The organism is Desertibacillus haloalkaliphilus, assembly GCF_019039105.1.
Lineage (GTDB): Bacteria > Bacillota > Bacilli > Bacillales > KJ1-10-99 > Desertibacillus > Desertibacillus haloalkaliphilus.
In genome coordinates, this window is sequence record NZ_JAHPIV010000284.1 from 1 (window position 1) to 390 (window position 390).

At 69.2% G+C, this 390-nt stretch carries 1 protein-coding gene; it reads right to left on the reverse strand.

Features of this window, described 5'->3' with window-relative positions; all coding sequences use genetic code 11:
- The coding region (locus KH400_RS21945; protein WP_312889330.1) for an IS110 family transposase at nt 1-329 on the reverse strand (329 nt) is incomplete at its 3' end.
- Between the last annotated feature and the right edge of the window lie 61 nt (nt 330-390).

Genomic DNA, 390 nt, shown 5'->3' on the forward strand with positions numbered 1-390 from the left:
GTCCAGGCGTTCCCGCCCGAGTACACCCGGCCCTGGCGCAACAGCAGCTTGGACAGCCGGTGCCGCACCCGCATCAGATCGGCGCGGGCGTCCTCGCGGGCCCGCACCAGATCGCGCACCGCCTCCACCTCAGCCTCGGGAACCGTGACCGCGGTTATTTCGCCCAACCGCAGAAGCCGGGTCAGGTGCGCGGCATCGCGGGCATCGGTCTTGATCCGATCCCCAGCCGGGCGGATCAACTTCGACGGTGCCGCGACCACGCAGTCGATCTGGGCATCAGTCAATGCCCGGGCCAGCCCGAACCCCGTCGGCCCGGCCTCGTAGGCCACCCGCAAGGGACCTCGCAGTCTGTGCAACCAGTCCAGGATCTCGCCGTGATCGGGACACAAT